The 23,854-nt window shown below is 70.6% G+C and carries 21 protein-coding genes and 1 pseudogene; 7 read left to right on the forward strand and 15 right to left on the reverse strand.

Features of this window, described 5'->3' with window-relative positions; translation table 11 throughout:
* Together AOJ26_RS16490 and AOJ26_RS16495 are read left to right on the forward strand one after the other, a co-directional pair.
* The coding region (locus tag AOJ26_RS16490) for a beta-N-acetylhexosaminidase (RefSeq protein WP_053849050.1) at positions 1 to 1,360 on the forward strand (1,360 nt) is incomplete at its 5' end.
* 54 nt (positions 1,361 to 1,414) lie between these two features.
* A complete protein-coding gene (locus AOJ26_RS16495) occupies positions 1,415 to 2,842 on the forward strand; it encodes a cellulose binding domain-containing protein (protein WP_053849051.1) in 1,428 nt (475 codons plus the stop codon).
* Between the two features lie 51 nt (positions 2,843 to 2,893).
* Here the strand turns inward: AOJ26_RS16495 and AOJ26_RS16500 are convergent, their stop codons facing one another.
* The 4 genes from AOJ26_RS16500 to AOJ26_RS16515 form a co-directional block, all read right to left on the reverse strand.
* Positions 2,894 to 3,370 carry an MSMEG_6728 family protein gene (locus AOJ26_RS16500; RefSeq protein WP_053849052.1) on the reverse strand — a complete coding sequence of 159 codons (477 nt, stop codon included), beginning with the start codon at positions 3,368 to 3,370 and terminating at the stop codon, positions 2,894 to 2,896.
* A gap of 9 nt (positions 3,371 to 3,379) precedes the next feature.
* Positions 3,380 to 3,616: a DUF2945 domain-containing protein gene (locus tag AOJ26_RS16505; protein ID WP_053849053.1), complete on the reverse strand. Its 237-nt coding sequence runs from the start codon at positions 3,614 to 3,616 to the stop codon at positions 3,380 to 3,382.
* 122 nt (positions 3,617 to 3,738) lie between these two features.
* On the reverse strand, positions 3,739 to 4,770 hold the full coding sequence (locus AOJ26_RS16510) for an MASE1 domain-containing protein (protein WP_179200343.1): 1,032 nt from the start codon (positions 4,768 to 4,770) through the stop codon (positions 3,739 to 3,741).
* Between the two features lie 50 nt (positions 4,771 to 4,820).
* Positions 4,821 to 5,651 (reverse strand): PP2C family protein-serine/threonine phosphatase, encoded by an 831-nt coding sequence (locus tag AOJ26_RS16515; protein ID WP_053849055.1) that lies wholly within the window; start codon positions 5,649 to 5,651, stop codon positions 4,821 to 4,823.
* A 201-nt stretch (positions 5,652 to 5,852) separates the two neighbouring features.
* On the opposite strand from AOJ26_RS16515, the gene AOJ26_RS16520 reads away from it, so the two are divergent.
* The 4 genes from AOJ26_RS16520 (at position 5,853) to AOJ26_RS16535 (ending at position 8,808) form a co-directional block, all read left to right on the forward strand.
* Positions 5,853 to 6,446 (forward strand): TIGR03086 family metal-binding protein, encoded by a 594-nt coding sequence (locus AOJ26_RS16520; RefSeq protein ID WP_078959918.1) that lies wholly within the window; start codon positions 5,853 to 5,855, stop codon positions 6,444 to 6,446.
* A 183-nt stretch (positions 6,447 to 6,629) separates the two neighbouring features.
* Positions 6,630 to 6,830, forward strand: coding sequence for a hypothetical protein (locus AOJ26_RS16525; protein ID WP_053849057.1), 201 nt, complete (start codon positions 6,630 to 6,632; stop codon positions 6,828 to 6,830).
* Positions 6,831 to 6,936: 106 nt separating this feature from the next.
* Positions 6,937 to 8,061 carry an NAD(P)/FAD-dependent oxidoreductase gene (locus AOJ26_RS16530; RefSeq protein WP_234358572.1) on the forward strand — a complete coding sequence of 375 codons (1,125 nt, stop codon included), beginning with the start codon at positions 6,937 to 6,939 and terminating at the stop codon, positions 8,059 to 8,061.
* Between the two features lie 141 nt (positions 8,062 to 8,202).
* Positions 8,203 to 8,808: a dihydrofolate reductase family protein gene (locus tag AOJ26_RS16535; RefSeq protein WP_053849058.1), complete on the forward strand. Its 606-nt coding sequence runs from the start codon at positions 8,203 to 8,205 to the stop codon at positions 8,806 to 8,808.
* Positions 8,809 to 8,902: 94 nt separating this feature from the next.
* Here the strand turns inward: AOJ26_RS16535 and AOJ26_RS16540 are convergent, their stop codons facing one another.
* Positions 8,903 to 9,955, reverse strand: coding sequence for an ArsR/SmtB family transcription factor (locus tag AOJ26_RS16540; RefSeq protein WP_053849059.1), 1,053 nt, complete (start codon positions 9,953 to 9,955; stop codon positions 8,903 to 8,905).
* A gap of 173 nt (positions 9,956 to 10,128) precedes the next feature.
* Here AOJ26_RS16540 and AOJ26_RS16545 point away from each other — a divergent pair, with 173 nt between their 5' ends.
* Positions 10,129 to 11,070: a LysR family transcriptional regulator gene (locus AOJ26_RS16545; RefSeq protein WP_053849060.1), complete on the forward strand. Its 942-nt coding sequence runs from the start codon at positions 10,129 to 10,131 to the stop codon at positions 11,068 to 11,070.
* Positions 11,071 to 11,181: 111 nt separating this feature from the next.
* Here AOJ26_RS16545 and AOJ26_RS16550 read toward each other — a convergent pair whose 3' ends face one another.
* The 10 genes and pseudogenes from AOJ26_RS16550 to AOJ26_RS16590 form a co-directional block, all read right to left on the reverse strand.
* Entirely contained in the window at positions 11,182 to 13,302 is a 2,121-nt protein-coding gene (locus AOJ26_RS16550; protein ID WP_053849061.1) for a PQQ-dependent sugar dehydrogenase, read from the reverse strand.
* 144 nt (positions 13,303 to 13,446) lie between these two features.
* Positions 13,447 to 14,610, reverse strand: coding sequence for a sugar phosphate isomerase/epimerase family protein (locus tag AOJ26_RS16555; protein WP_053849062.1), 1,164 nt, complete (start codon positions 14,608 to 14,610; stop codon positions 13,447 to 13,449).
* Positions 14,607 to 14,816 (reverse strand): annotated as a pseudogene (locus AOJ26_RS44380) (hypothetical protein); the annotation flags it as partial. The gene AOJ26_RS16555 and the pseudogene AOJ26_RS44380, both read right to left, overlap by 4 nt.
* Positions 14,817 to 14,916: 100 nt before the next feature.
* The gene (locus tag AOJ26_RS16560) at positions 14,917 to 16,068 is read right to left on the reverse strand and encodes an inositol-3-phosphate synthase (RefSeq protein WP_053849063.1); all 1,152 of its coding nucleotides are present in this window, start codon (positions 16,066 to 16,068) and stop codon (positions 14,917 to 14,919) included.
* 473 nt (positions 16,069 to 16,541) lie between these two features.
* Entirely contained in the window at positions 16,542 to 17,549 is a 1,008-nt protein-coding gene (locus AOJ26_RS16565; protein WP_053849064.1) for a sugar phosphate isomerase/epimerase family protein, read from the reverse strand.
* Positions 17,550 to 17,564: 15 nt separating this feature from the next.
* The gene (locus AOJ26_RS16570) at positions 17,565 to 18,761 is read right to left on the reverse strand and encodes a Gfo/Idh/MocA family protein (protein ID WP_053849065.1); all 1,197 of its coding nucleotides are present in this window, start codon (positions 18,759 to 18,761) and stop codon (positions 17,565 to 17,567) included.
* Positions 18,762 to 18,825: 64 nt separating this feature from the next.
* The gene (locus tag AOJ26_RS16575; protein ID WP_053849066.1) at positions 18,826 to 19,875 is read right to left on the reverse strand and encodes a substrate-binding domain-containing protein; all 1,050 of its coding nucleotides are present in this window, start codon (positions 19,873 to 19,875) and stop codon (positions 18,826 to 18,828) included.
* A 127-nt stretch (positions 19,876 to 20,002) separates the two neighbouring features.
* Positions 20,003 to 21,031 (reverse strand): ABC transporter permease, encoded by a 1,029-nt coding sequence (locus tag AOJ26_RS16580; RefSeq protein WP_053849067.1) that lies wholly within the window; start codon positions 21,029 to 21,031, stop codon positions 20,003 to 20,005.
* Complete coding sequence (locus AOJ26_RS16585) at positions 21,028 to 22,551, reverse strand: sugar ABC transporter ATP-binding protein (protein WP_053849068.1); 1,524 nt, start codon at positions 22,549 to 22,551, stop codon at positions 21,028 to 21,030. Before AOJ26_RS16585 ends, AOJ26_RS16580 begins: the two co-directional genes overlap by 4 nt.
* A gap of 432 nt (positions 22,552 to 22,983) precedes the next feature.
* The coding region (locus AOJ26_RS16590) for an ROK family protein (RefSeq protein WP_053849070.1) at positions 22,984 to 23,854 on the reverse strand (871 nt) is incomplete at its 5' end.

Consider the following 23,854-nt stretch of genomic DNA (forward strand, 5'->3'; position numbering starts at 1 on the left):
GCCCTCCCCCGACGGGCCCGTCACCCTCGCCCTCGATCCCCCTCACGGCCGACTCGGCGACGAGGGATACGTGCTCACCGTGACCCCCGACGCCGTACTGCTGCGAGCCGCACACCCCACCGGCCTGCTGCGCGGCATCCAGACGATCCGTCAACTCCTGCCCGTGCAGGCCCTGTCCGGGTCACCGCAGACCGGCACCGCGTGGACGCTGCCCTGCGCCGACATCATCGACCTCCCCCACCACCCCTGGCGCGGCGCGATGCTCGACGTGGCCCGCCACTTCCAGCCCGTGTCCTACCTGCGCCGCTACGTCGACCTGCTGGCGCTGCACAAGATCAGCGTGTTCCACCTGCACCTCACCGACGACCAGGGGTGGCGCATGCCGGTCGCCGCCTACCCCAAGCTCACCGAGATCGGCGGCCAGCGCGCCGAGACCCAGCAGGGCCCGGCCGGGACCGGCTCGTACGACGGCACCCCGCACGGCGGGTCCTACACCCGGTCCGAACTGGCCGACCTGGTCCGGTACGCGGCCGCCCGCGGAGTCACCGTCCTCCCGGAACTGGAGATGCCCGGACACGTGCGGGCCGCGCTCGCCGCCTATCCCGCACTCGGCAACCACCCCGAGCGCACCCTCGACGTGTGGACGCGCTGGGGCGTGTGCGACACCGTGCTCGGTGTCCACGACGAAGCCCTCGACTTCTGCCGCACCGTCCTCGGCGAGGTCATGGACGTCTTTCCCTCGCCGTACATCCACATCGGCGGCGAGGAGTGCCCCACGGCCGAGTGGACCCACAGCGCCACCGCCCGCCAACGCGTGGCGACGGAAGGCCTGATGAACGCCCAGGCCCTGCACGGCTGGTTCCTCTCGGAGATCGGCGACTTCCTCGTCCGCAACGGACGGCACCCGGTCGCCTGGGCCGAGCCCGGCGCCGAACTGCCCCTGGACTTCACCGTGATGACCTGGCGCGACGCCGCCCACACCCTGGCGGCCGCCCGACGCGGCCACCCCGTGGTCAACGCGTACCACAGGGCCACCTATCTCGACTACGCCCGCTCCGACGACCCCCGTGAGCCGCCCGCCCAGCCCGGAGCCGCCGTGGACCTGCGCACCGTCCACGCCCACGACCCCGTCCCGGCGGAGGCGGACGCCGAGGCGGCCGGGCGGGTGCTGGGCACGCAGGCACAGCTGTGGACCGAGTTCGTCACCACCCCCGCGCACATCGAGTACCTGACCTATCCGCGCCTGTGCGCCCTCGCCGACCGCGGCTGGAGCGGACCGACCGACTGGAGCGACTTCGAGGCCCGTCTCGGCGACCACACCGCCCGGCTCGACGCACTCGGCATCCCGCGCCACCCCTGACGCACACCCTGTCCCGTTCCGGGAATCACCCCCACCTTTCTGGAGGGAACAACGATGAGATCCACAACGAACCGGCTGCGCGCCACCGCGGCCGCCGCCATCGCGGTCGGCATGGGCGCCGCCGCGCTCACCGCACTCCCGGCCACCGCCAACGCGGCCACCGACGGCCTGAGCGTCCAGTACCGGACCAGCGCCTCCGGGGCCCGCGCGGATCAGGCGGAACCCTGGTTCAAGGTCAGGAACACCGGCACCAACAGCGTCTCCCTGCAAGGCGTCAAGCTCCGCTACTACTTCAAGGCGGACTCGGCGAACGCGACCTACCGCTTCGCCTGTTCCTGGGCCGTCAAGGGCTGCGCCAACATCACGGGCACCTTCGGCACGCTCGCCAACCCCACCGCCACGGCGGACCGTTACCTGGAGATCGGCTTCACCTCCGGGGCCGGCTCCCTGACGCCCGGCGCCGACACCGGCGACATGCAACTGCGCTTCTACCAGTCGACGTGGGCACCGCTGAACCAGAGCGACGACTACTCCTTCGGCGCCTCCCAGACCTCGTACGCCGACTGGTCCAAGGTCACGGCCCAACTGGCCGGCACCACCCTGTGGGGCCAGGCCCCCGCAGGCAACGACCCGACGAACCCGCCCACGGATCCGCCCACCGACCCGCCGACCGGCGGCGCCACACTGTTCGACGACTTCAACTACACCAGCCACACCGACCCGAGGATCTCGGCGAACGGCTGGAGCGTGCGCTCCAACTCCGGTGGCCCCGGCGTCTCCGGCGCCACCTGGGCCCCCGAGAACATCACCTTCTCCACCGCCGCCGGCAACTCCGTCATGAACCTGGAGACCTCGACCGCCGGCACCGGAGCGAGCACCGAGCAGACCGAGATCCTCACCAAGTCGATGAAGTTCAAGAACGGGACCTACGCGGCCCGCGTCAAGTTCAGCGACGCGCCCAGGTCCGGGCCGGACGGCGACCACCTCGTCCAGACCTTCTTCACCATCAACGACCTCAAGGCCCCCCTGGCGGACGACTACGCCGAGTACGACTTCGAGTACCTGCCCAACGGCGGCTGGGGCGAGCCGTCCAACATCCTCTACACGACGTCCTGGGAGACCTACCAGGCCGATCCCTGGGTGGCGGTCAACCAGCACAGCGAGAGCCGCCAGAGCTACGCCGGCTGGCACGACCTGGTGCTGACCATCGACAACAGCAGCATCAGGTACTACGTCGACGGGCGGCTCTTCGGTACCCATGACGCCGCGTACCTGCCGGAACGGCCCATGTCCATCAACTTCAACCAGTGGCTGATCGACTTCGGCGGCCTGACCAGCAGCACCCCACGCTCCTACGACGAGCAGGTCGACTACGTACTGCACGTCAAGGACCAGGTCCTCACACCGGCGCAGGTCGCCTCCAAGGTGGCGGCGTACCGCAGCGCGGGCACGACGTTCCACGACGACGTCCCCGCCGGCTGACCTCTCCTCCCCACGGTGCCGGGGCCTGGCGGATTGTCGGCTCCGGCACCCTCAGCTCGGTTGCACCTCCCGGTCGGACGCGGGCCACACATAGGGAAGGTCGTCGGGTACGCCGGGAAACAGCTCGCCGTACACCTCCGGGTCCTTGCGGACCAGCGCCGAGCGGTGGCTTTCGTGGAAGGCCTCGTCGCCGTGCCACGGCGGCAGTTCGTCCGCGGCCGCGAGAGCCGACTGGTCGCGGACCGGAGCGCCAGGACGCAACGCCGCCAGCCCGGCCACCAGCGAGGCGGCGCAGCTGTCCTGATGCCCCTGTTCGCGCCAGACCCGGCAGATCTCCAGGCCGTACCGTACGAGTGCCTCCTCGTACCCCGCCCACATCCGTACGGCCGGGTGCCGGCGCCAGCCGTATCCCGGCACCGTCAGACCGCGCAGGACCTGGAGAGCCTCGACCCGCTGCTTGCCCAGTCGGCGCCGGTCCAGCAGCAGAGCGGTCCGGTGGAAGTCCGGGTGGGGCAGGAAGGTCTGCATCCGGCCCGCTCACTTCTTGCGCAGCGCGGACGGCTTGTGGACCGCCGTGTTGCCGGACTTGTCGCTGCGCACCTCGTACTGCGGTTCGTCCGGTGACGCGTCCACGGTGCGTCCCGCGGCTTCGGTGCGCCGGGTGACCTTGCGGACGACCTTGCCTTCGGCGGTGCTGCCGTGGCTCTTCCAGGTGACCTCGTCGCCCTGCGTGAGCTTCTTGCTCCGGCTCTTGCCCTTCGCCTTCTTGGTCATCGCGGTTCCTCCGTCACGTGGTGGCTCGCGGCTGGGAGGTGCAGGGGGCGCCCATGCCCTTCCGCACGTCTGGACGCGCGTCATGCCCCTTGCTTCGGCACAGAAGTGCTGCTCGGATGCGGTCACTTTCCTCGCCCCGTCCCCTCCTGCCGGGGCCCGTCGTCGGCCTCTTTCCTCAGCTGGTTCGGCCGCCCCCGTGGCGCGTCTCCCGCCGTGAGGTGTTCGAGGACCTCGACAAGCTCCTGGCAGGCTCGTTCCACCGAGCGTCGCGTGTTGCGCTGCTCGGTGATCACGGCGGAGAGCAGCAGGGCGGTGAGGGCGATGGTGCCGTTGAACGCCTGGAGTTTGATCATCACCTCGATGCGGGTGAGGCCTTCGAACGGGCCAGCTTCCTCCGTGGCGGCGGCGGTGGCGATGACGGACGTGACGAGGGCGCAGAGCATGCTGCCGATGAGCTGGAAGCGGAGGGCGGCCCAGATCAGCAGGGGGTAGATGAGGAACAGCACGCTGAGGCTGCTGTGCGTGATCAGCGGCACGACGCCGCAGGTGACGACGATCAGCGCGGTGGCCTCCGGCCAGCGGGACAGGCGCGGGGGCCATCGTGCCTCGTACAGCCACAGCAGAAGCGGCGTGACGATCAGAACGCCCATCGCGTCGCCCACCCACCACGCCAGCCACACCCCCCAGAAGCTGTGGGTGTGCAGCCGGTCCGCGAGCACGAGCATGCCGACGCCCACCGTGGCGCTGATCAGCATGCCGGTCAGGGCCCCGAGGAACACTAGGGCCAGGCCGTCCCGCAACCGGCTCAGATCGGTTCGGAAGCCCACCGCCCGCAGCATGAGATACGCGCAGACGGGCGCGGCCGTGTTGCCGGCCAGGTTGCCGAGTACCTCGGGTCTGAGCGAGGTGAGGTGGAGGATGACGAGCAGGACGCCGAGCGCGATGCCGGGCCAGACACGCAGCCCGAAGATCAGCAGGCCGGCCACCGCGACTCCGGTCGGCGGCCAGATGGGGGTGAACACCGCACCTTCGACGGCGAGGTTCCACAGGAGGCCGAGCCGTCCGGCGACGTAGTAACAGCCGGTGACGGTCAGCATCTGGAGGGCGAAGACGCCGTTCCGGCGCAGATTCTCGTTACCCACCACACCAGCCATCAGACACCCGGGTAGTCGTTCCGGCGAGGCGGGAGGGGACGTGTGCCGCTCTACGGCTGAGTTTCGGCCCCTTCGTAGCCGACGACGAGAACGGCGGCGTCGTCCTCGTGTCCCACCTGGTCCGCGCCCCGCATCACGGCGGTGGCGAGCGCTCCGGCGTCCATGCCGGCCACGGCCGCGATGCCGGCGAGTCGTACCACCTGGTCCAGGCCCTGGCCGACCTCCATGGACGGCCCCTCCACCACGCCGTCCGTGAGCAGGACGAACACGCCACCCGTGGTGAGCCGGTAACAGGTGACCGGGTAGGTCATGCCGGCGGCGACACCCAGGGGCGGGCCACCCTCGTCAGCGCCGACCCCGCTCTTCCCGTCCGCGGTCGCCCAGACGAAGGGGATGTGCCCGGCGCGGGCGCTCTCCAGTACCCCGGTTGCCGGGTCGAGGCGCAGGAAGGTGCACGTGGCGAAGAGATCGGTGCCCAGGGACAGGAGGAGGTCGTTCGTCCGCGCCAGGACCTCGCCGGGTTCACTCGTCACGGAGGCGAGGGCGCGCAGACCGACGCGTACCTGCCCCATGAAGGCGGCGGCCTCGATGTTGTGGCCCTGGACGTCCCCGATGGACAGCCCGATCCGGCCGTCCGGCAGGTGGAAGGCGTCGTACCAGTCCCCGCCCACGTTGAGGCCGTGACAGGCCGGTGCGTAGCGTACGGCCAGGTGGTAGCGGGGTGCCGTGGGCATCTCCGCGGGCAGCATGCCGCGCTGCAGGGCGATGGCCAGTTCGACCTGGGAGCGCTGCAGCTCCGCGTACTCACGCGCCCGCGAAGTCAGCGAGCCGAGTCTGGCCAGCAGCTCGTCGCCGTCGTATGCGGGGCCCTTGCGGGACATGCGCCACTCCGAAGGATGTTCATCCTTTTTGGGGCACTAGCCCAAAATCATCCATATCGTATGGTAGCGGAACTTTCGAAAACGCTCAGCCGCGACGATCCCGCCCCGGCTGCTGGCCCCCCTTGCCGAAAGTGGACGCATGACGCCAGGCTTCACACCTGTGACGGCATCACGAACGGGGGACTCGCGATGAGCGATGACATGTTTTCCAGCGGTTGGGACGTCCTGGACGCCTCCCACGAAGCACTGCGCACGGCGGTGCGCGCCGTCCCGGCCGACGGCTGGGACCTGCCGACACCCTGCACGGACTGGACCGTCGCCCAAGTACTTCAGCACGCCGTCGGCGACCAGATCGGCTTCGCCGCCGCGCTCACCGGCGAACCCGGCCCCGGCTTCAACCCGTTCGCCCCGTCGGGCGAGATGGAGGGGGTGGACCCGACGGCGTTCCTGGAGGACGCCCTGACACGAGCGGCGAAGGCATGGGCGGGGGTCGACCGAGACGCCGCCGAGGTGCCCACGCCGGTGCCGCCGCACAAGATGTCCCCGTGGTCCGGGTCGGCCGCGTGCGGGCTGGACGCGGCGGTCCACGCCTGGGACATCGCCCTGGCGACGGGCCGGCCGTCGCCGCTCACGCCCGAGCTGGCCCGTCCCCTCCTCAAGGTCGCCAGGGAGATCGTCGAGCCGCTGCGTACCTACGGCGCCTACGCCGCGGCCCTGAATCCTCAGCAGGGGGACGACGACGAGGCGGTACTCCTGCGTTATCTGGGCCGCGACCCGCACTGGAGCGCCTCTTGAGGGAATGACAGGGCACCGGGACACATCAGTACGGCGGCCGGCAGATCCGCTCCGCGCCAAAGAGCCCCGTCATTTCGACTGAGATGGAATTGATGGCCAAAGGCTTCCGCCGCCGTGAATACTCCCTCCTGCCCCGGGGAGAACCGGGTCCGCGGTATGCGCATTGTTGATCAAGGAGTCCCCGTGCCTCGACCCAAGCACGCAGTCGCCGTCGTGCTCACGACCATCGCAGCCCTCACCGCCCTCGCTCCGCAGGCCGTGGCCGCACCCATGCCCTGGGAGACCAGCAGGACTCCCTCAGTCACCCCACACCACATCAAGTCGACGCCGGCCCACAACGCGGGCACCTTCACCGTGCTGTGCGTGGGGGGCTGCTACCAGTAAGCGACCTCCGCCAGGCCTCACCGGTCTCGGCCGTGCGGTTCCGGCAAGCGATGACCGGTGCTTGCATACTGGCAACGGGAGTTCGCCCACGCTCGGGGAGGCCTTCGTGGGGATCAGGTCCGTGCAGCACCCCCAACGTGTCGCTGTCATCGGAGTGGGCATCCTCGGAGCCGCCGTGGGCTGGAACCTGTCCCGGCAAGGTGCCGAAGTGATCCTCATCGACGCGGGACGGCCGGGTGAAGGCGTCACCGACTGGTCCTTCTCGTGGGTCAACGCCAGCAACAAGACGGCTCGCAAGTCCTACTTCGACCTGAACGTCGCCGGCTTGGCGGCCCACCGCGAACTCGCCGGGATCATCGGGCCGGACTCGTGGTGGTACCCCAGCGGCCACCTGCGTTGGTCAGACGATCCCGCAGCGCAGGCGAAGGTCCTGGAGACAGCCGGACTGCTGACTGACTGGGGCTACCGGGTCGAGGTGTACTCGGGGGCCGAGGTGCGCCGACGCCTGGAGCCCGATGTCCCGATGCCCGGCGACGTTCCGGTCCTGTTCTACCCCGACGAAGCCTGGGTGCACGGACGTCGTCTCGTCGGCCGCCTGGTGGACCAGGCTGCTGCGTCCGGCGCCGAGCTCCGGTCCGGCAGCGCGGTCCGTGACATCCGCACCGGTGGCGACGGGAGCGTCCGGACGGTTGTTCTCTCCGACGGCAACCATCTCGACGTGGACATCGTCGTGAACGCGGCCGGCCCCGGTGCCTCCCACATCGCCGGGCTCCTCGGACGGCACCTGCCGATGCGCCGCGAACCCGGCGTCATCACCCGGATCGACTGTGCTCCGGTCCCTGTCCGCCGGCCCCTGCACGCGCCCCACATCGAGATCCGTCCCGACGGGGACACCTCGATGGTCCTTCACAGCCGCGAGACCGACGCACTCATCGACACCGGCGAAGACCCAGCCCAGCTCGGACGGCAACTGCATGAAATGGCCCGGCGGGTCGTACCGGAGCTGAGCAGCTCCCGCATCGCGCGGACACGAGTGGCGCTGCGGCCCATCCCCGCCGACGGATTCCCCTCGGTGGGAGCGGTGCCGTCGGTGCCGGGCTACTACGAGGCCGTTTCCCACAGCGGCATCACGCTCGGGCCGGTCATCGGCCGACTGCTCGCAGCGGAGATCCTCAGCGGGAGGAGAGACGAGATGCTGGCGGACTTCCGCCCGGAGCGGTTCACCACGTGACGGTCGGGTGAGTGCGGGCTGCGGCTCGCCCGCCTCGGGGGTGCGGCCTCATGGGGTTTTCTCGTCACCCCACAGCGCGGCCGATGAGTTTGCGGCTCCCGGCCGGTCCAAGCTCGTGACACCCCAGGAAAGGACACCGCCATGTCGGAACTTCTCGTCGACTTCATCACCTCCCTCGACGGCTACGCGTCAGGAGAGGGGTGGCCCGGGTTCTGGGGCCTTGAGGGGCCGGAGTACCTCGCATGGCTCGGCGAGCAGCCCAAGGCCACCTACCTCATGGGAGCGAACACCTACCGCCTCATGTCGGGCTTCGCCGCAGGCGAGGTCCCGGAGGGTCAGGACGAGTTCCGGCCCGAGGAAGAGGCGTCCGTCGACGAGCTCACGCAAGCGTCCAAGGTGGTGTTCTCCTCCACACTCGAGGAGCCCCTGACATGGGCCAACTGCACGCTCGTCCGCGACGACGCCGTGGAGGCGGTCCGCGCCATGAAGTCGGATGGCACGGGACTCCTCAGCACGATCGGCAGCCTCAGCCTGTGCCGGTCCCTGCTACGAGCGGGACTCGTCGACCGCTTCCGGGTCGTGATGTTCCCGGTGATCACCGGTGCCACGGGCCAGGAACGCATCTACGACGGCTATCCGGACGTCGCCCTCGAGATGACCGAGCACCGCACCTTCGACGGCCGCATCCAGCTGGTCGAGTACAAGCCCCGCGTCCTCGAGCACCCGCCGCTCGGCGCCCCTGCGTGACACCGCCCCGTCCGGCCGGCCGCGGTGGGCTCGGCGGACCCCTTTGTGCGGACCGGCCGGACCCGTTTGTGCGGGCCGGCCGCGAGCGGCCCCTTCACCGCCGGACCACCGGACTGAGGAGTGAGGAGCTGCCCGGGACGACCGGCCGCTGCGTCGGCAGATCGCCGCTGAGCAGGGCGGCGCCCAGCGGGGTGAGGGTGTGGACGACATGGGTGCCGTCGCGCCGGCTGTGCGCGAGGTCCACCTCCCGCAGGGCGGCCACGTGCTCGCTGGCCGACGGAGCCGAGATGCCCAGACGGCGGGCGATCTCACCGGTGGTCGCGGTGGTGTCCAGGCAGGCCAGTACCCGGGCCCGGGTCCGGCCGAGCAGGGTGGCCAGGGCCTCGCCACGCCGGTCGCGGGTGACCTCCGGCGCCCAGGTCGCGGGATGGGCGACGGGGTAGGCGAGGACCTGCGGCAGGGTGGGGTCGGCCAGTGCGATGGGTGTGTTCCAGCAGAAGTGCGAGGGGATCAGCCGGACACCTCGTCCGCCGAGGTGCAGATCGCGGTCCTCCGGATAGCGCACGTGCAGCACGGGAGGGCGCCAGACCATCAGCGGACGGAAGGAGTCCAGCAGTCCGTGGACACCGCGATCGCGCAGCGTGCGTGTTCGCAGGGCCCGGTCGGCCTCGGTGGTCCTGGCCGTCCCGGCCCAGTCCGGCGCCACGACCGTGCGGTGCACCAGGCGGAACGCCGTGGCGACCTCCTCCATCAACGTCCGGTCGCCCGCGCCGAGTTCGTGCGCCCAGCGCGGCAGCCTGTGGACGCCAGCCATCCGGTCCAGTTCCCGGCGCAGCCGTGACCGGGGAGTGGCGCGGAGTTCCTCCACTGCGGCCTCGATGCCGTCGGCCGAGGCGCCGGGTGTCAGGAAATCGGGCCAGTAGCTCGCCGACGCCGGGGCGAGGACGGAGAGCATTCTCGCCGGTCCTCCCAGTCCCTTCGCGGCCAGTCCGGCCCGCGCGGTGCGCCGCCAGTGGGCGAAGACGGGCAGGCCTTGTCTCGGTGCGCTCAGCTGGTGCAGGCTCAGCAGGGTCTCCCACACCGGGTCCGGTTCACGAGCCAGATGGACGCGCGCCAGGTCCGCAGCTGTGAAGTGAATGCGCAGCATCGTTTCTCCCCCGATTGCCATTGCTGCCGCCGACCGTGCCGGTGGTCATTCCGGACGGTGCGGTGGTTGTCCAGAGTGGCATGGCAAAGATCCGTCCAACGGTGCGCGGGCGATGAGAATATGGGCCCGACCGATGCAGGGGCCGCTATGGCCGCAGGTTAAGGACGTGCGCGGTGCCTGATCCGGAGGGAACGGCGGAGCCGAGCCTGCACCAGCTGCGGCTCTTCCTGGCGCTGGGCGAGGAGTTGCATTTCGGCAGGGCGGCCGCCCGGTTGCACATAACCCAGCCGACGCTGAGCCGCCAGGTCCAGGAGCTGGAAAGGCGGCTGGGCGTTCCGCTGTTCTCACGCGACAGCCGCAGCGTCACACTCACCGACGCGGGCCGTGCACTGGCCGAAGAGGCGCGGGCCACCGTGGAGGCGATGGACCGGCTGCGGGTCCGTGCCGGCCAGTGGGCCCGCACCCTGTCCGCGCACGTGGTGGTGGGGACGGTCGGCGCGGAGGCCGCCATGCCCTACACCCACGCGGTCCTCGAGCACCTGCGCACACTGCATCCGGCGCTCACCGTGGAGATCCGGACTCTCAGCTTCGCCGAGCATCTGGCCCGGTTGCTCTCCGGCGACATCGATGTCGCCTTCCTCCGGCCTCCCGTGCCCGAGGGCGTCGAGGTGCTGGAACTGGCCACCGAGCCGCGCATAGCCTGCCTGTCCGCCGACGACCCGCTGGCACGACGGTCCGAGATCTCCCTCGCCGACCTCGGCGACCGGGTCTTCGTGGACGTACCCCCTGAAGTGCCCCGCGTGTGGTGGGACTTCTGGGCCGTGGACCCGCGACCGGACGGCAGGCGGGTGCGCTACGGCCCCGTGGTGTCCGACATGGAGGGGCTGCTGCACACGGTCGCCACGGGACAGGGCATGTGCTTTCTGCCGGCTGCGGCCCGCAACCTCTTCCCCCGCCCGGGGGTGCGCTACGTCGACGTGGTGGATCTGTCCCCGACGGTGTCGGCGCTCGGCTGGCCGGCCGAGCACCGCGACCGTCCGGCGGTGCGGGCCGTGCGTGAAGCCGCGACCGCCGCGATGTCCGCGGCCCGCTGGGAGGTCCCGCCGTCCCCCTGAGCCGCTCTTCGGGCCGTGAAGGGGCGCGGAACGGACACCGGTTGCGGTGTGCTCGCACGACGACGGGGCGCCCCCGAAGCGGGCGCCCCGTCGCGGTGCAGTCGTCGCCGGTCAGTCGGCCGGGGTCAGAGCGACCTCGGCGCTGCCCGACAGGGACGGCAGACCGTCCGGGGGCGTGTCGGTGTAGGAGGCGTTGAAGACCGCCTTGAGGTTGTCCGAACCGGAGTGACCGCCGTCCACGAACGTCTTGAACGATCCGGAGCAGCCGTTGCTCGTCGACAGCGGGTGACCGTGCGAGTCGTGGCCGAGGATGAACGAGACGGTGACCTTGGCGCAGTCCACCGGCTGGTCGTCGGTGACGGTGACCTGCCAGGTGACCGTGTCACCCCAGTGGAACGGGGTGCCGCCGTGCGGGGCCGGGTCGGTGGTGAGCGAGACGACCGGTGCCTTGTTGCCGACGACGACGGGGACGGACGCGGAGGCCGAACGCCCGGTGCTGTCGGTGACCTTCAGCGTGGCGTCGTAGACGGCGTTCTCGGTGAACGTGTGCTTCGGGTTCGCCTCCCTGGAGTCGACCGTGCCGTTCGCGTCGAAGTCCCAGGCGTAGCGCAGGGCGTCGCCGTCGGCGTCCGTCGTACCGGCGCTGGAGAACTGGACGGTCAGGGGGCTGGTGCCGTTGACCACGTCCGCGGCGACCTTGGGCTCCGGGGTGCGGTTGCCCCGGGTGAAGTCGATGCGGGAGAGCTGGGCCTCGGGCAGCTCCGCGAAGTAGCCGGTGCCGTATTCGAGGACGTACAGGGCGCCGTCGGGGCCGAACTCGGCGTCGATCGGGCCGTCCGTCTTGATCGTCGGGATCGCGTCCTCGATCTTGAGGACTTCGTTCTTCTTGCCGAGAGTGATGGCCTTCATCTGGTCACGGGTCCACTCGTAGAAGAGCGGCTTGCCGTCGAAGTACTGGGGCCAGCGGTTCTGGGCCTTGTTGCGCTTGTCGTACTGGTACACCGGGCCGCCCATGGGGCCGATGCCGCCCGTGCCGAGCTCCGGGAACTCCGCCGAGGCCCCGTAGCCGTACACGATCTCCGCGTCCTCGACCGGGGGCAGCACGCTGCGGCCGGTGTTGTGACGCGAGTCGTTGACGGGCTTGGCGCAGTCGAAGGCGCCGCTCGACTTCTGGGTGGCGAAGTCGTAGTCCTGGTACGGCATGTCCTGCGTCACGCAGAACGGCCAGCCGTAGTTGGCGGGGCGGTCGATGACCATCCAGCGTCCGTGTCCGGCGGGGCCGCGGCCCGGGTTGGCGGTGTTGGCGTCGGGCGAGTAGTCGCCGACGTAGACCTCGCCGGTCTTGTCGTCGACCCCGAAGCGGAACGGGTTGCGCAGACCCATGGCGTAGATTTCCGGGCGGGTCTTCGGGGTGCCCGGCGCGAAGAGGTTGCCGCGCGGTATCTGGTATCCGCCGCCGGGCTTGACCTGGATGCGCAGGACCTTGCCGCGCAGGTCGTTGGTGTTGCCCGCGGTGCGCCGCGCGTCGTAGGCCGGGTTGCGGTCGGGGCGGTCGTCGAGCGGGGCGTAGCCGTCGGAGGAGAACGGGTTGGAGTCGTCGCCGGTCGACAGGAAGAGGGTGCCCTTGCGGTCGAAGTCGATCTTGCCGCCGACGTGACAGCAGATGCCGCGGTCGGCCGGTACGTCGATGACCTTCTGCTCGGTGGCGAAGTCGAGCTTGTTGCCCACCAGCTTGAACCGCGACAGGCGGGTGACGCCCTTGTACTTGGCGAAGTCCGCGTCCGTGCCGAACTGCGGTGCGTCCCCTTCGTTGACGCCCGGGGTGGCCGGGTCGTCCATGGGGGTGTCGAGGCGGGGCGAGTAGTAGAGATACACCCAGTGGTTCTTGGCGAAGCCGGGGTCGACGGCGATGCCCTGGACGCCTTCCTCGTCGTGCTGGTAGAGCCCCGCAGGGCTCTTCTTCATGTCGGCGGCGAGGAAGTTCACACCGCTCTTGGGGTCGTGGATGCGGACCTCTCCGGTGCGCGCCGTGTGCAGCACCCGCCGGTCGGGGAGGACGGCGAGGGCCATGGGCTCGCCCGGGCGGTCGTTGAGGGTCACCTTCTGGAAGTTCGCCGAGGCCGGCGGTGCGGGGTCCGGTTTGGCGGCCTGCGCCGGGGAGAGGGGCAGGAGCCCGACGGCTCCGGCCAGGGTGGCGGCCCCCAGGAGGGTGACGATCCGTCTGTTGCGCACTCAGAACTCCTTCGGTCTGGTCGGCGGCCGCGAAGAGGGTCCGCGGCCGCCGGCCGCTTGCAGGGTGGAGGCGGGTCGAAAGCCGGACGTGCTCAGTACGTCGGGCAGCGGAGCGTGCCCGTGGGAAGGCCGGATGACGTCACGTCAGCGGCGGGCGCGCAGGGCCGCGAGGTTCTGGTAGCCGATGCGGGCGAAGTCCAGGGACTGGCCGGGCACGGTCGTGCTGGGCGCGTTGTCCTGCTCGACCATCGGGTTGCGGTGGTTCTTCGCCCCCACCCGGGTGAAGAAGCGCCGGTAGTCGATGTCGCCCGTGCCGAAGGGCACCATGTCGTAGCCCATGCCGCTCTGCGGGTTGAGCACGCCGTCCTTGGCGTGGAAGAGCGGGAAACGGGTGCTGTTGCGCTCGACGAGCGCGGCCGGGTCGAAGACACGCTCGCGCTGTGAGCCGTCATGGGCGGTGTACGTGTGGAACTTGTACTGGGCCACGTGCGCCCAGAAGACGTCCAGCTCCAGGTAGACGCTCTTGCGGTCGGTCACCTTCAGGAAGTACTCCAGCTTGCGGATGCCGGAGCTGCGGGTCGGCCGGCCCTGCGCGTCGAGCGGGCCGCCGTCGAGCAGGAAGTCGTAGGCGCTGTCGTGGTTGTGGGTGTAGAGCTTGATGCCCTCGCGGCACGCGATGGCGCCCAGCGTGTTCCACTTCTCCGCGGCCACGTCCCAGTCGGCCCGGTAGGGGGTGTTGGTGGGGTCGGCGCCGGTGCCCATGTGGTCCATGCCGATGATGTTGGCGATCTCCAGCCAACGCTTGAAGGTGTCCCGGTCGGCCGGGGTCAGCGGCCAGGACGGGGGGATGTAGCCGTGGCTGCCCTGAGCCCGCAGCCCGTACTCGTCGAGCCAGGAGCGCAGCAGCTTCGCGCCCTGGACCGTGCCCAGATCGGCGCCGCCGGGCGCGTTGGCGTGCTGGCCGTAGCCGGCGAACTCCACCTGCCGGTAGCCGAAGCGCGACAGTTGCCTGAACACCTCGCGGAAGCCGGACGGCAGGTCGGAGGCGAGCGGGTCGCGGCCGATCGCGTCCCGGACGGTGTAGAGGATGATGCCGCGCTTGTGCGGCGGGACCAGGGCGGAACGGCCGTGATCGTGGCCGGCGGCCTGTGATCTGTCCTGCGCCAGCGCGGGCGATGCGCCGAAGACGGGGGCCGCGATCGCCGCCCCGGTGACGGCCGTGCACGTGCTGAGGAAGCGGCGGCGGCTGACGCCGAGTGCGCGGCGCAGGGTGTCGCCGGTGACGGCTTCGTCGTTGAACGCGGTCACAGTGGTTCTCGCTTTCGTCGTCGCGGTGCTGCGGGTGCCTTGCGGCTTTCGCCTCCGGCCGGGCCGGTGAGCCGCAGGAGAAGGAACTTCACTTCGGTGGCCGCTGCACGGCCGGATACTGCGCGGGGGGTGGGCAACTGGACGAGCGGACGGTCGTCGCTCGTGGGGAAGCGGCCGTGGCTGCCGCGAACGGAGGACGGATCGAGGTGGAGGTCGTGGCGGGCCGCTCAGGAGCGGCGCTCGTTCCGCACGGGTGCGCGGGCCCTCGACGCAGGCCCCCAGCACGGTCACGGGGTCGGGAGCCCCTCACCGCGCCTCCCGCAGGCGGTCGGCGAACGACAGCAGTGCCGTGAACTGCTCCGAGAGACCCGCCGGGCCCCCGTCGGGGTCCTTGAAGTAGAAGCCCAGCTCCGTGAGCGGGCCGGAGAGCCCCGCCTCGTGGGCGCGGGCGGTCAGGCGGGCCAAGTCCAGGACGAGGGGTGCGGCCAGGGCCGAGTCGCAGCCCTGCCAGGTGGTCTGGAGGGTCATACGGGTGCCGAGGAAGCCGTCGAAGGCGATGTGGTCCCAGGCGGTCTTCCAGTCGCCGAGGGCGGGGACGTCGTCGATGTGCACCTCGCCCTGCGGTGTGTGCCCGAGGGTGTCGGCCAGGACGCGTTCCTTGCCGGCGTTCTTCGCCGCGGCCGCGGCCGGGTCCGCCAGGGACGCCCCGTCACCGCCTCCCAGCAGATTGGTGCCGGACCAGGCGCGGACCTGGAGGGCGCGCTGGACGAACATCGGGGCGAGCACGGCCCGCAACAAGGTCTGGCCGGTCTTGCCGTCGCGGCCCGCGTGCGGCAGTGCGCCGGCTGCGGCGGCCTCCGTCAGGGCAGGTGTGCGCAATCCGGTGGACGGCGTGAAGTTGACGTAGGGACAGCCGGCTCGCACGGCGGCGGCCGCGTAGAGGGAGCTGGGGGGCAGCCGTACCGCGTCGGGCGCGGGCAGCGGCTCGGTGGAGGCGACGTTGACGACGACCACCCGTTCCAGGGCGTTGCGCACGCGGAACGAGGTGAGGTCGGCCGCGAAGTCCGCGACGAGTTCCTCGTCACTGCGCGTGTCGCCCGGGAGCGGGCCGCCGAACCGTATCTCCTCGTCCGCGGCCCGGAGTTCGGCGCGCACCGCGGGGACGAGGCCATGCGGCAGGACACCCGCGTCGGTGAGGTGCTCGGCCCGCTTGGGCAGTGGGCAGTGCGCGGTGTCATGGCCGCCGAAGACCAACGAGGACAGGGGCGGCAGGCCGGTGCCGTCGAAGGGGGCGGTCTCGGTCACCATGCCGGTCGGCGGCCGCAGTCCGGCGGTGACCGCAGCGCATCCGGTGACGGCGGTCGTGGCCACCGATCCGCGGGCTCCGACGAACCAGACGCCGGTGCGTGCGGTCGGCCCGCCGGTCCGGGGCTCCGATGCGTTCCGGTCGGTGTTCACGGGCTGCCTCCCTGCCATGTCGGTGTTCCGATGCGGTGGGCGGACGGTGGGCGGGGGCGCGAGGGGCTCCCGCCCGCCGTCGGCATGGGGACGGCTTTGACCGCGGCCCGAAGGCCTGCTCCGTGATGCGTGCGGTCGCGGCGTGCGAGGGGCGGCAGTTGGCCGCCGCCGGGAAGTGCGCGGTGCCTGAGGGGTCGTGGTCCTGCGCTGTGCGGGGTCGTCCTCTGTTGGTCGGGCGAACGAGGTTGCGCTGAACGAGCCGGACGGCTCGTCAGTTTCCGGCCACTGTGTGGTTCCTGTGCACGAAGGGACCGTAACCCCGTTCGTCCGTGGCCGGAACCCCTTGCGCAGCGAAACGACGAACTTCTTCCAGGATCAGGACAAAGCTGGAGGAGGGCAGCGTGGACCAGCCCGGCGACTTACCGTTACGGTCTGTCAACGCCGGGCCGGTTTGGGCCTCTTGTTGTCGGGGCCTAGTTGTCGCTGCCTCCGAAGGCGGCGTCGAAGGAGGCCGACGGGGGTTCGAAGTCGAACTTCCTGAGCCGGTTCAGTGCCTCGGGTGCGCCTTGGAGGCGGTCCATGCCGGCGTCCTCCCACTCGATGGAGATCGGGCCCTGGTAGTCGATGGAGCGCAGCATGCGGAAGACATCTTCCCAGGGGACGTCGCCGTGGCCGGCGGAGACGAAGTCCCAGCCGCGGCGGGGATCGCCCCAGGGCAGGTGGGAGCCCAGGCGGCCGTTGCGGCCGTCCAGGCGGGTGCGGGCCTCTTTGCAGTCGACGTGGTAGATCCGCTCGCGGAAGTCGTAGAGGAAGCCGACCGGGTCCAGGTCCTGCCACACGAAGTGGGAGGGGTCGAAGTTCAGGCCGAACGCCGGGCGGTTGTCCACCGCGTTAAGGGCGCGCCGGGTGGTCCAGTAGTCGTAGGCGATCTCGCTGGGGTGGACCTCGTGTGCGAACTTGACGCCCTGCTCGTCGAAGACGTCCAGGATCGGGTTCCAGCGGGTGGCGAAGTCCTCGTAGCCGCGTTCGATCATCGCCTCGGAGGCGGGCGGGAACATGGCGACCAGGTGCCAGATGGCCGAGCCGGTGAAGCCGATGACGGTGTCGACGCCGAAGGCGCGGGCGGCGCGCGCGGTGTCCTTCATGCGCTGCGCGGCCCGTTGGCGCACGCCTTCCGCCTCGCCGTCGCCCCAGATCGCCGAGGGCAGAATGGCCTGGTGGCGTTCGTCGATGATGGCATCGCACACGGCCTGGCCGACCAGGTGGTTGGAGACGGCCCAGCACTTGAGGCCGTACTTGTCGAGCAGGGCGTGCCGGGAGTCCAGGTAGGAGGGGTCGGACAGGGCCTTGTCGACCTCGAAGTGATCGCCCCAGCAGGCGAGTTCGAGTCCGTCGTAGCCGAAGTCGCGGGCCAGTCGGCAGACCTCTTCCAGGGGCAGGTCGGCCCACTGGCCGGTGAACAGGGTGAACGGGCGCGGCATGATTCCCAAACCTCCTCAGACGGCTATCGGGGTGTACACGGAGTTCTTCTCGGCGCTCTCCTCCACCGCCGCCAGCACCCGCTGCACTTGGAGCCCGTCGGCGAACGAGGGCCTTGGCGCGGTGCCCGACGCGATCGCCTCGACCAGATCACGGGCCTGGTGCACGAAGGTGTGCTCATAGCCCAGACCGTGACCCGGCGGCCACCAGGCGTCCAGGTAGGGGTGATCGGGCTCGGTGACGACGATCCTGCGGAACCCAGCCGTGGCGGCGGGCTCCCGATGGTCGTGGAAGTAGAGCTCGTTGAGCCGCTCCAGGTCGAACGCGAGCGATCCGGACTCTCCGTTGATCTCCAGACGCAGGGCGTTCTTGCGTCCCGACGCCATCCGGGTCGCCTCGAACGTGGCGAGCGCTCCTGAGGCGAGCCGGCCCGTGAAGACAGCCGCGTCGTCGACCGTGACCGGCCCCCGCTCGGAACTGCCGGACGCCGTCAGGCCGGTGGACGGACCGTCGAGGCGGGGGCGTTCCCTGACGAAGGTCTCCGTCTGGGCGGAGACACCGACGAGGACCTCGCCCGCCAGGTACTGGGCGAGGTCGACGATGTGGGCGCCGAGGTCGCCGAGCGCGCCCGACCCGGCGTGCTCCCGCTGCAACCGCCAGGTCAGCGGGAAGTCGGGGTCGACCAGCCAGTCCTGGAGGTAGGTCACCCGCACGTGCCGCAGTGTGCCGAGCCTGCCGTCCGCGATGAGGCCACGGGCGTGGGCGAGGGCCGGCACGCGCCGGTAGTTGAACCCCACCATGGCCAACTGCCCACGGGAGCCAGCCACTTCGGCGGCCGCGACCATGGCCTCCGCCTCGGCGACCGAGTTGGCCAGCGGCTTCTCGCACAGGACGTGCTTGCCCGCTTCCAGCGCCGCGATCGCGATCTCCGCATGGCTGTCGCCCGGTGTGCAGATGTCGACGAGTTGCACGTCGTCGCGGGCTATGAGGGCACGCCAGTCGGTCTCCGCCGCGGCCCAGCCGTGCTTGTCGGCCGCTGCCCGCACGCCGCGCGCGTCGCGTCCGGCGATCGCCGCCATCACCGGTCGCAGCGGCAGATCGAAGACGTGCCCTGCGGTGCGCCACCCTTGTGAGTGCGCGGCACCCATGAACGCGTAGCCGACCATGCCCACGCCGAGCGTCGGCGGTACGGTCCGGCCGTCCCTCTGTTCCATACGGATCTCTCCTCGTCGGAGTCACTGACTCATCGTGGTGTGCGCGGCCCGCGGCCCGGTCCGGTCAGATGAAGCCGGTCGGCAGGTACTGGTCGACGTTGTCCTTGGTGACCACGGCCGAGTACAGGGTCAGCGAGGACGGGATCTCGAACTCGGCGAGCCCGCCGATGCCCTTGGACTGGCCGAGCGCCCGGGCGAGGTCGATGGCCGAGGCGGCCATGGTCGGCGGGTACAGGACAGTCGCCTTCAGCACGCTGTTGCCGGCCTTGATGGCGTCCATCGCCGACTTGGCGCCCGCGCCGCCGACCATGAGGAAGTCGTCGCGGCCGGCCTGGTCGATGGCGCGCAGCGCGCCCACGCCCTGGTCGTCGTCGTGGTTCCACAGCGCGTCGAAGTCCGACTGCGCCTGGAGGAGCTGGGCCATCTTGGCCTGCCCGGACTCGACCGTGAAGTCGGCGGCCTGGCGGGCCACCTTGCGGATGTTGGGGTAGTTCTTCAGGGCGTCGTCGAAGCCCTTGGTGCGCTGCTGGGTCAGTTCGAGGTTGTCGAGTCCGGCGAGTTCGACGACCTTGGCGTTCTTCTTGCCCTTGAGCTGCTCGCCGATGTAGTGCCCGGCGTTGAGGCCCATGCCGTAGTTGTCGCCGCCGATCCAGCAGCGGTACGCCTGCGGCGAGGCGAACACGCGGTCCAGGTTGACGACGGGGATACCCGCCCTCATGGCCTGCAGGCCGACCTGGGTGAGGGCCTTGCCGTCGGCCGGCAGGATCACCAGGACGTCGACCTTCTTGTTGATCAGCGTCTGCACCTGGCCGATCTGCTGGGCGGTGTCGTTGGAGCCCTCGGTGATCTCCAGGGTGACGTCCGAGTACTTCTTCGCCCGTGACTTGGCGTTGGAGTTGATGGCGTTGAGCCAGCCGTGGTCGGCCTGCGGTCCGGCGAAGCCGATGGTGACGGCCTTGCCCGGCTTGTCGTCCGCCACCGGGGCGGCCTTGTCCGCGGCCTGTTCCTGGTCCTTGGGCTCGTTGCTGGTGCAGGCCGTGAGCAGCGCGCCGGCGGAGACGGCAGCGGTCCCGAACAGCAGTGCTCTGCGGCTTGTGGCGGGGGTTCTTGCCATGACGGATCAACCCTTCGACTGGGCGGTGTGCGTCGGACGGAGTCCGACTGGAGGTGTGCGTCCGTGGGAGGAGGTGGGGGCCGGACGGCGGTGTCAGGGTCCGCCGTCCGGCGTGTGCCGCACGGTGTCAGGTGTCGCCGTGCAGCGAGCGGCGCTGTACCAGGACGGCGGCGACGATGATGGCGCCCTTCGCGATCTGCTGGACAGCCGTCTCCAGGTTGTTCAGGGCGAAGATGTTGGTGATCGTGGTGAAGACCAGTACGCCGAGGACGGAGCCGATGATGGTGCCGCGGCCGCCGCTGAGCAGGGTGCCGCCGATGATGGCGGCGGCGATGGCGTCCAGCTCGTAGAGGTTGCCGTTGGTGTTCTGTCCCGAGCCGGCGAGCACGATCAGCATGAACGCGGCGATGCCGCAGCACAGCCCGGACAGCAGGTACAGGTAGAGGCGCTGGCGGCGGACGTCGATGCCGGCCAGCCGGGCGGCCTCGGCGTTGCCGCCGACGGCGACGGTACGGCGGCCGAAGGTGGTGCGGTTGAGCGCCAGCCAGCCGATGACGGTGACCGCGGCGAAGATCAGGACGAGGGGCGGGATGCCGAGGATGTAGGAGTCCCTGGAACCCAGGTCGAGCACCGACGCGACGCTCACGATCTGCGTGCTGCCGTCCGTGATCTGGAGCGCGAGGCCCCGGGCCGAGGCGAGCATGGCCAGCGTCGCGATGAACGGCACCATCCGGCCGTAGGCGACCAGCAGGCCGTTCACGAGACCGCAGCCCACACCGACGACCACCGCGGTGAAGAGGATGCCCGCGAAGCCGAACTCCTGGGTGGCGACGGTCGTCGCCCACACCGAGGCGAGCGCCACGATCGCGCCGACCGACAGGTCGATGCCGCCGCTGGTGATGACGAACGTCATGCCGACGGTGACGACACCGATCACGGACGCCTGGGTGAGGACGAGTTGGAGATTGCTCGTCGCGAGGAACTCGTCCGGTGCGGTGATCCCGCCGACCGCCACGAGGACGGCGAGGACTCCGAGCAGGGACAGGGTGCGCACGTCCCAGCGTGCACCCGGTCGACGTGAACTCCCCTGCTCCCCCGTGGACTTGGCGGCGGACGTCGGTGCATCCTCGTGCGCCGCTGTGGTCGGCTGCGTCATGGCGTCGGGCTCCCTTCCATCACAAGATCGAGTACGCGGTGCTCGTCGAGCTCCCGGGCGTCCGCCGTGTGCACGACGCTGCCCTCACGGAGCACCAGCACCCGGTCGGCGAGCCCGAGGACCTCGGGCACCTCACTGGACACGAGAAGTACGGCCAGGCCCTCGTCGGCCAGCCGGCGGATCACCGCGTAGAGCTCCGCCCGGGCGCCGATGTCGACACCCCTGGTCGGCTCGTCCAGCAGCAGCACCTTGCAGCCCCGCAGCAGCCAGCGCGCGAGCACGGCCTTCTGCTGGTTGCCGCCGGACAGGGTCCGGATCGCGGCGTCGGGGTTGTCCGGCCGCAGGGACAGTTCGCGTACCGCCCGGTGTGTCGCGGCCCGCTCGGTGCGGCGGTCGAGCCAGCCCGCGCGGGCGAACCGGGACAGCGTGGAGATCGAGACGTTGCTGCTGACGGACTCCAGCATCAGCAGGCCCTGTGCCTTGCGTTCCTCGGGCGCGAGACCGATGCCGGCGCCGACGGCGGCGCGGACACTGCCCGGGCGCAGGGGCGTGCCCTCGACGAGGACGCGGCCCGCGTCAGGCTTGCGAGCACCGTAGATCGTCTCCAGGATCTCGCTGCGCCCGGACCCTACGAGCCCGGCCAGGCCGACGATCTCACCGGGCCGCAGCTCCAGGTCGACGGGGGCGAACTCCCCTCGCCTGCTCAGCCCTTCGACCTTCAGCACGGGCTCCCGCCCCGCGGCGAACCCGGCCTCGGGCCGGTCGGGAAAGACGTACTCGACGTTCCGCCCGGTCATCAGGGCCACGACCTCGTGGGTCGGTGTGGACTTGGCGGGCAGGCCGCCCGCGACCGACCGGCCTTCCTTCAGGACCGTGACCCGGTCGCCGATCCGCCGGATCTCCTCCAGACGGTGGGAGATGTAGACGACGGCGACGCCGTCGGCCGTCAGGTCGGTCACGATCCTGAACAGGTTGTCCACCTCTTCGGGGTCGAGTGCCGCGGACGGCTCGTCCATCACGATCAACCGGACCTCGTGGGACAGCGCGCGGGCCATCGAGACGATCTGCTGCTGTGCCGCCGACAGGTCACCGACGAGCCGCGCCGGGTCGATCTCCGGGTGCCCCAGGCGTTTCAGCAGTTCCGCGGTCGCCGTACGGGCGGCCGAGCCGCGCACGACGAATCCCGCGGCGGTCGGTTCGTGCCCGAGGAAGACGTTCTCCGCGACGGACAGCCCCTCGATCAGGTCGAGTTCCTGGTAGATGGTGGCGATGCCCAGGCGCATGGCGGCGACCGGCGACCCCAGGGTCACGGGCTCGTTCCGCCAGGTGATCTCACCACTGTCCGGCTGGTGTGCCCCGGCGAGCACTTTGATCAGAGTGGACTTCCCTGCCCCGTTCTGGCCGAGCAGGCAGTGGACTTCACCGGCTTGGACCTCCAGATCCACACCGTCCAGGGCGCGAACGCCCGGGAACGACTTCGATATGCCGGACATGGTGAGCAGGGGTGGTTGTGGTGCCATGAGGAATCCCCTCGGCGGATACGGGCCGTGAGCGGGCAGGGCTGGGCTGCGTGTGTCGGTCGCGTGGACGGCTGTGGGAGCCCTGGCGTCGTGGTGGCGCGGAACGCGACGGGCAGGGCAGGCTGGATCACCCGCAGCCGTGCAGGGGGTGACGGCCGCCGACGCCGCACGGGCGTTACGGCGGTGCTGTGGCTGTTCCTACGGTGGTGTTGTGGCTGTTGCGGTGGCGCTACTGGTGTTGCGGCGGCTCGCCCGCTGTTGCCGGGGCGTCACGGGGTTGCCGCAGCGCACCGAGTGTGCGGGATCGCCGATGAGGTTGCTCCGACGCCTGGTTGCGGGTCGGGCGACGGCTTCGGTGAGGGGCGGGGCGCCGCCGAGTTGCGTCGGCGCCCGTGACGATCCGCTGCTGACGGGGTGGTGTCGGGCAGCGGGTCAGGCCGGTGAGAAGACGTGGTCGCTGATGAGCCGGGCCGCGCCGATGGCTCCGGCGGCCGGCCCCAACTCCCCCAGCACGATCGGCAGGTTGCCCGTGGCCAGCGGCAACGACTGCCGGTACACCTGGGTCCGGACACTGGCCAGCAACGTGTGCCCCAGTCCGGTCACTCCGCCGCCGATCACCACCAGTCCCGGGTTGAAGAAACTGACGAGTCCCGCGATGACCTGACCCAGGCGTTTCCCGCCCTCACGGATCAGCTCCAGAGCCACCGGATCCCCGGCCGCCGCGGCAGTCGACACGTCCTCGGCCGTCAGGCGTCCGGCTGTCTCCAACCGGGCGGCGAGGTGTGCCGAGCGGCCCTCACGCGCGGCCTGCTCCGCGTCAGCGGCCAGCGCGGCACCGCTGAAGTGGGCTTCCAGACAGCCGCGGTTGCCGCACACGCACACGCGGCCGTCCGGTTCCACCTGGATGTGACCGATGTCCCCGGCACTGCCGGTGGCCCCTCGGTGGACCTCGCCACCGACGACGATGCCGCAGCCGATGCCGGTGCCGATCTTGACGCAGAGGAAGTCGCCCACGGAACGTGCCACGCCCGCGTGCATCTCCCCCATCGCCATCAGGTTCACGTCGTTGTCGACCATGACCGGACAGCCCAGCTCCTGACTGAGCGCCTCCCGCACGGGAAAGCCGTCCCAGCCCGGCATGATCGGCGGAGCCACCGGTACGCCCTCGGGGAAGCGGACCGGTCCCGGGACGCCGATGCCGGCGCCGTCGAAACCCTCCGCGAGCCCCGAGGCCCGCAACTTCGCCGCCATCGCCAGGACCTGCTCGAAGACCGCGACCGGACCCTCGCGGACGTCCATGGGC

Source organism: Streptomyces sp. NRRL B-24085 (genome assembly GCF_001282115.1).
In the GTDB taxonomy this organism is placed as follows: domain Bacteria; phylum Actinomycetota; class Actinomycetes; order Streptomycetales; family Streptomycetaceae; genus Streptomyces.

Bases quoted from the DNA above. Each gene is read 5' to 3' on its own strand.
- AOJ26_RS16515 (WP_053849055.1), bottom strand. From the start codon at position 5,651: ATGTCCCGCAAGGGCCCCGCATACGACGGCGACGAGCTGCTGGCCAGA.
- AOJ26_RS16510 (WP_179200343.1), bottom strand. From the start codon at position 4,770: ATGGCTGGTGTGGTGGGTAACGAGAATCTGCGCCGGAACGGCGTCTTC.
- AOJ26_RS16520 (WP_078959918.1), top strand. From the start codon at position 5,853: ATGTTTTCCAGCGGTTGGGACGTCCTGGACGCCTCCCACGAAGCACTG.
- AOJ26_RS16500 (WP_053849052.1), bottom strand. From the start codon at position 3,370: ATGCAGACCTTCCTGCCCCACCCGGACTTCCACCGGACCGCTCTGCTG.
- AOJ26_RS16570 (WP_053849065.1), bottom strand. From the start codon at position 18,761: ATGGAACAGAGGGACGGCCGGACCGTACCGCCGACGCTCGGCGTGGGC.
- AOJ26_RS16575 (WP_053849066.1), bottom strand. From the start codon at position 19,875: ATGGCAAGAACCCCCGCCACAAGCCGCAGAGCACTGCTGTTCGGGACC.
- AOJ26_RS16540 (WP_053849059.1), bottom strand. From the start codon at position 9,955: ATGCTGCGCATTCACTTCACAGCTGCGGACCTGGCGCGCGTCCATCTG.
- AOJ26_RS16495 (WP_053849051.1), top strand. From the start codon at position 1,415: ATGAGATCCACAACGAACCGGCTGCGCGCCACCGCGGCCGCCGCCATC.
- AOJ26_RS16565 (WP_053849064.1), bottom strand. From the start codon at position 17,549: ATGCCGCGCCCGTTCACCCTGTTCACCGGCCAGTGGGCCGACCTGCCC.
- AOJ26_RS16585 (WP_053849068.1), bottom strand. From the start codon at position 22,551: ATGGCACCACAACCACCCCTGCTCACCATGTCCGGCATATCGAAGTCG.
- AOJ26_RS16535 (WP_053849058.1), top strand. From the start codon at position 8,203: ATGTCGGAACTTCTCGTCGACTTCATCACCTCCCTCGACGGCTACGCG.
- AOJ26_RS16505 (WP_053849053.1), bottom strand. From the start codon at position 3,616: ATGACCAAGAAGGCGAAGGGCAAGAGCCGGAGCAAGAAGCTCACGCAG.
- AOJ26_RS16580 (WP_053849067.1), bottom strand. From the start codon at position 21,031: ATGACGCAGCCGACCACAGCGGCGCACGAGGATGCACCGACGTCCGCC.